At 39.2% G+C, this 5,241-nt stretch carries 8 protein-coding genes; 4 read left to right on the top strand and 4 right to left on the bottom strand.

Annotation, left to right across the window (positions count from 1 at the left end; translation table 11 throughout):
- Positions 1-535 precede the first annotated feature (535 nt).
- Positions 536-850 carry a hypothetical protein gene (locus M3090_RS14750; RefSeq protein WP_008782594.1) on the top strand — a complete coding sequence of 105 codons (315 nt, stop codon included), beginning with the start codon at positions 536-538 and terminating at the stop codon, positions 848-850.
- A 73-nt stretch (positions 851-923) separates the two neighbouring features.
- On the opposite strand, the gene M3090_RS14745 is transcribed toward M3090_RS14750, so the two are convergent.
- A complete protein-coding gene (locus tag M3090_RS14745; RefSeq protein WP_204405142.1) occupies positions 924-1,202 on the bottom strand; it encodes a type II toxin-antitoxin system YafQ family toxin in 279 nt (92 codons plus the stop codon).
- On the bottom strand, positions 1,199-1,447 hold the full coding sequence (locus tag M3090_RS14740) for a toxin-antitoxin system protein (protein WP_008782592.1): 249 nt from the start codon (positions 1,445-1,447) through the stop codon (positions 1,199-1,201). Before M3090_RS14740 ends, M3090_RS14745 begins: the two co-directional genes overlap by 4 nt.
- A 477-nt stretch (positions 1,448-1,924) precedes the next feature.
- On the opposite strand from M3090_RS14740, the gene M3090_RS14735 reads away from it, so the two are divergent.
- The 3 genes from M3090_RS14735 (at position 1,925) to M3090_RS14725 (ending at position 3,721) form a co-directional block, all read left to right on the top strand.
- A complete protein-coding gene (locus M3090_RS14735) occupies positions 1,925-2,932 on the top strand; it encodes a replication initiation protein (protein WP_204405141.1) in 1,008 nt (335 codons plus the stop codon).
- A 35-nt stretch (positions 2,933-2,967) separates the two neighbouring features.
- Entirely contained in the window at positions 2,968-3,153 is a 186-nt protein-coding gene (locus tag M3090_RS14730) for a hypothetical protein (RefSeq protein ID WP_204405140.1), read from the top strand.
- Between the two features lie 67 nt (positions 3,154-3,220).
- Positions 3,221-3,721 (top strand): hypothetical protein, encoded by a 501-nt coding sequence (locus M3090_RS14725; RefSeq protein WP_204405139.1) that lies wholly within the window; start codon positions 3,221-3,223, stop codon positions 3,719-3,721.
- Between the two features lie 12 nt (positions 3,722-3,733).
- Here M3090_RS14725 and M3090_RS14720 read toward each other — a convergent pair whose 3' ends face one another.
- A complete protein-coding gene (locus M3090_RS14720; protein ID WP_249057580.1) occupies positions 3,734-4,441 on the bottom strand; it encodes a hypothetical protein in 708 nt (235 codons plus the stop codon).
- A 187-nt stretch (positions 4,442-4,628) separates the two neighbouring features.
- Positions 4,629-5,241: DUF5712 family protein (locus M3090_RS14715; RefSeq protein ID WP_249057578.1), on the bottom strand; the 613-nt coding region annotated here is incomplete at its 5' end.

Genomic DNA, 5,241 nt, shown 5'->3' with positions numbered 1-5,241 from the left:
GGTACGTTCTACCGCTACCGTTGTTTTACTGTCTTTTTCCATGATATTATAAGGTTTATTATAATGAATTAATATACTAATTTACTGGTTTACAAGATAGTATATTTATTCATTATAACCAAATTATATTAGTATAATTCACTAAATATCTGATTTACAGCTAAAAACCCCGTAGGGCAAGAGGAAAAAACAGGGCTTGCCCGGTTTCCTCTTGCTGGTCTATCGAACACCCTCCCCAGCGCGAAATCAGCAAAGGGGACGGGGAGAGATAGAACCTATCCCACACACGTGAACACCCACGAAAACCGCACACCCGGTACACAACAGAATTACCCAACAAAAACGCACAACAGATTGTGTCCGGAACACCACACAAAAAACTCATCGGTCGGGGAGCGCCGCACGGCAAGGGGGTGTACCAACACTCCCGACGAGTGCAGCCGTTTGCAGTGCAAATCAGTGTGCGGTTTTACTTGGATATCCGATATAAAATACCTAACTTTGATTCCGTAACGAAATCAAACAAAACAGACCTATGGAAAAGGAACCAGGGAAAAAGACCGGGAAAGGTGGAGCCAGAGAAGGTTCCGGAAGAAAGGCCGTGTCCGGCATGTACACCAAGACCATGAGAGTGCCTACAGTAATGGAAGAAGAAGTACTCTGCCTGATCGACATGTATTCGAACTGGCTGAAGTCCGGGAAAATGGAAAAGGGTATGGCAAGGCGCACCACTCCGGAACAGAGAAAAAGAGCTATCCGGTCAATACAGGAGATACTCGAGTATGAGAAGCAGAGCCAGAAAGTACACAAACAGGAAGAAGAGGACAAACGGCAGCTGTCCTTGTTCTGAACAAAAGCATAAAACAAAAGTCAGCAGAACTTATTTTGTTTTGAAGTTCTGCTGACTTTCTAAAATGGTTTTGTTATTTCTTCTTCTTTCCAAACAATTCTGAATGACTGCCAAGCCTAACCAGCTTTACGACTTCATCATCAATCCATATCAAAAGAAAATCATTTTCTACGTGACATTCCATGTGACCTGCATAATCACCTGAAAGCATATGAGGTTTAAACTCTTTTGGAACGTCCTCACAACGTTCCAGGAATCCTACAATTTCATAAAGTTTTTTCAGTTTGGTATTATCATTCCTGTACCGTTTCAGGTCTTTCCGGAACTGGCCACCAGTCTTAACCTCTCTCATTCACTACAGGATTTTATAAAGTTCTCGAAGCTGCTTGTATCAACTTTCTTCAGGTTTTTCCCGGCACGAGCTTCTTCTATGGCCGCTTTGGTCTCTTCGTTTGGTTCTGTGTACATGGCATCCATAAGAAGACATTCCACGAAGTTGTTTAAGCTCCGATGTTCACGTTTGGCAGCACTCTTCAGCATGTCCAAAAGGTTGCTGTCAAGTCTGAATGCAGTTAGTTTCTTTATTGCTACTTCCATATTGTTATACTTTTTATTGCAAATGTATAACAATATATATCAAAAACAAAGAAAATAAACACAAAAATACTAATATATACATTTTTTAACGCGCCAGAAAAAGCCGTTCCCAAAACCCTCCTCACTCCCTAAAGGGAGGGTTCTCTCTTTCTCTCTATTGTCACAATTTTGGGGCAAAAACAAGGTCATTTTTCCCCTAAAATCCGCTTTCTTGTTAGAATGTCTTTGCAGAATATCTTGTACGAACGTGTTTTCAACATTGTAATGTATTGATTTTCTAAATTTTACAAATAATAAAAGGGCACAAAAGATACTCAAATTGCTAAAGATATGCTACAAAAGATACTCAAATTGCTAAAGACACCCCCCACAAAAGATACTCAAATTGCTAAAGATACCCATAAAAAATACCTTTTTTTTTGGTTTATTATTTTTCATATCGTATATTTGTAAAAACAACCCCTAAAAACAAAACGTATGGCAAAAGGTAAAAACTTGGTACCGTTCATTCCTCCAACTGAAGAGGAAATAATGCTTATTCAGCCTAATAATGTAACTTTTGGGCAGTACAATATTTCTGAATGGCAAGAAAACTTGCTTACTCTTATCAGTGACAAACTACAAAAGCACATATCAAGAGAGGAAGAACTGCCACGGGATTTGTTTAACCAGCCTTATGTTACTATAAAATGCGATGAAGCCGGGGGGAAAAACCATAAAACAATGGTATTAAAAGAAGCTCTGGACTTGACTAAAAAGATATTTTCCTTTCGCTGGGTTCATCCCAAAATACACAAGACCATAGAAACAACAGGTGCAATCATCACAACAATACACAACATAAAAGGGACTAACCAGGTAATGCTTAATATAAACCCTTGGGCTATTCCATTCTTGATCTATTACGGTGTTGGTGTCGGAGGTACAAGATATTCCAAAGGGCTTGCTCTTGGGCTTCGTGGCAACTACACAAAAAGGCTGTATAAGATAATTTGCAGCCAAAGGGATAGAAAACAGTATTACTACCCGATACTTCAGTTAAGAAAAGATCTGGAGATACCGGAAGTCTATTCTAATGCCCAGATAGACCAGAAAATTTTACGTCCGGCAAAGGAACGCATCAAGGAAAGCGGTTCTGATGTGTGGTTTGATTATGAACTGATTTGCAAATATCCAATTAAAGGAAGAAAGCCCAAAGCTGATACAGTTGTATTCAATATCAACACTCTGCATCCACGTGAGGAAGGAGGGGAACAATACGAACAATATTCATTTGTTTACAGGTGGATCAGTAATGCAATGGATAACCCTACAAACAATAAAGCTGTAAAGGCTGTAGATAAAATAGCAGAACTCGGAAGGCTGAAGAATGTGTATGAAAGGTGCTGTTATTACGATGACAGAGTATGCACAGGAGAAATGACAAGGAAGCACGCTGAAAATGCACTGCTTAAAATGTTAAGAGAAGAGTTCGGTATAAAATAATTTGATTCTGTAACAAAATCAAAAAAAACAACGATATGAAAGAAGGAGATTTGATATTTGTATCAGCTGAAGCTACAGGCTTGGGCAAGCCAATGGAAGCCGTTATAGACAAGATTGAGACATTCATGGGACAAACCCTTGTAACAGTCACTTACACGCAACCTGACGCTTTATCCGGCTTCGGCGGTTGCTTCGTTGATGCACATATAACAAAGCAATAATATATTTTTTGTAGAATATGTATATCACTAAATATATTCTTTATATTTTTGCACATAAACTATTGATATGCAAGAAAAAACAAATATACAGACATCAACTATAAGAGTACCTAAAAATATACTCGAAGAAATAAAAATATATTGCCGAAAAGCCGGAAAGCCTGTCGGTGAATGGGTTGAAACAGTCTGGAAATTCATAGAGAAGAACGACTTCGATATCTATGACAAGGAAACAACACCATTTCTCCCTGTTCCTCCAGACATCGAGAAGGAAAGGAACCAGGTAGAAGCCTTGTGTATGCTTATGAGCGAGTTTATAACAGCACAAAAGCATATACAGCTTCCAGCTCCGGAACTTATAGTTCAGGCTGCAGAAGCAAAGGCCAAAGCGGAAAGCCTGGCAGCAGAACGTGCCAAAGAGCTTCAGTTCCTTCAGGAAGAAAACAACCGATTGCGTAACGAAATCAAAGTTCTTCAGGAGTATAAGGAAAAGGCACACCGGGAACTTTGCCGGGTACGTGACGAACAGAAAACGATAGGGAAAATAAAAGTAAATACAGAACTGTAGTTTGGTATATGCTTATTTCATTGGATGAACGACATTCAGAACAGGATCCCCTTGCTGATCTTTTCCTCTAGAACTATAAGGAGAACCTAAATGAACATTCGTTTTTACGGCTCTCTTAGTCATTGAAGATATACTATCTGCTTGTATCTTTTCATAACCAGAATCAAATATTATAGGAGCAACTTCATTAAACTTTATCATACTAGAATTTGAAACCATTGATTTGAATTTAACTATAATACTTTCGGAACAATCTTCCAAATCAACACTAACCTTATTATGAACTATATCAATTCCAACAGAAACCCACTTTAATTCACTTGCAATATTTTGATTCTCAAAAACTTTTCCCAATTCCTCATTTAAAGACTGCAACTCATTCAATGAATACTCACAGTTTTTTATAGAAAAATTTGAAGATTTAGTTCTAAACCTTAAATCTTTAACAACACTTTCTACACTATCAGTCGTTAAAATAATCAACCCTCCATTATCATCTATATATGAACCTCCATAATAATCAGGATAAATAAAACCTTCACCAGTACGAGTACCTGAAATAAAAGAATCGTCAAGATTTCCATAAATTTCCATTGACACCTTCTCGTCTTTAGGAACAACTCCATTTACATTACTATTCCCTATTGTATCTATATTCTCAGAACAGGACAAAACAAATAAGGAAATAGCCCCACATAAAAATTTACAAAAATTTTTCATAAAACCTCCCTTTTAAATTATATTCTATATTCCACAAATTTACAAAGAATTATAATACATTATCCTCAAAATCTGATATTTAACTATTCCGGTGGGCTTTTTTCTTCCTCAAGATAAATTTCCTGAAGAAGTTCGTCCTTACTTGTTACCTCATAACGACACAAAATCTATGCTCTCAGATATAAGATCACATACCCATTCCAAAACCCCGGCTTCTTTTCCTGGGCTGGTCGAGTTCTTCCTCCAGCTGCTTCTTCCGCTGCGGTGCCTGGTCTATGTCCGGAACCTGGGAAATACTGTTTCCCTGTTGTTGGCTCTCTTCCCGACCATGTTCCTGAAGGCTCCGGTTCCATTCGGCTTTCATCCTCTCCAGACGCTCATGATTCACACGTTCCGCCCACTCCTTCTTCTGGAAGATTTCTTCCGGAGTTCCGTTCTTCATGGTATTGAGGTAGTCGAAGGTCTGTTCCGGTGCCCGGTCATACCCTGTGCGCTTGTCAAATGAGGTTTCACACTTTCGGAAAAAATCCGTCCTGTCAAAACCGCCCTTCACGTTGCCGCAGTTCTTCTTCCCTGTATGGTTGGTCTTCGGGCTTAACTTCCTGGTGTTGCTCCTGTCTTTCCGGCTTACGATGATATGTGCGTGCATGTCGTACCGGTCGGTTCCCTTCCTCTCGAAATGGATCTTTCCGTAATACTCGATATCCTCCTTGTTCAGGCCTTTTCCGAACCCTTCCGCATAGTGCTGCATCACATCATCACGGACATACCTTCTCATGGCTTCAGCCTGTTCCTTCTCG

Source organism: Bacteroides sp. ET71 (assembly GCF_023336905.1).
GTDB lineage: Bacteria > Bacteroidota > Bacteroidia > Bacteroidales > Bacteroidaceae > Bacteroides.
Note: the sequence above shows the minus strand (reverse complement) of the source record. Positions and strands in the feature narration are given on the sequence as shown.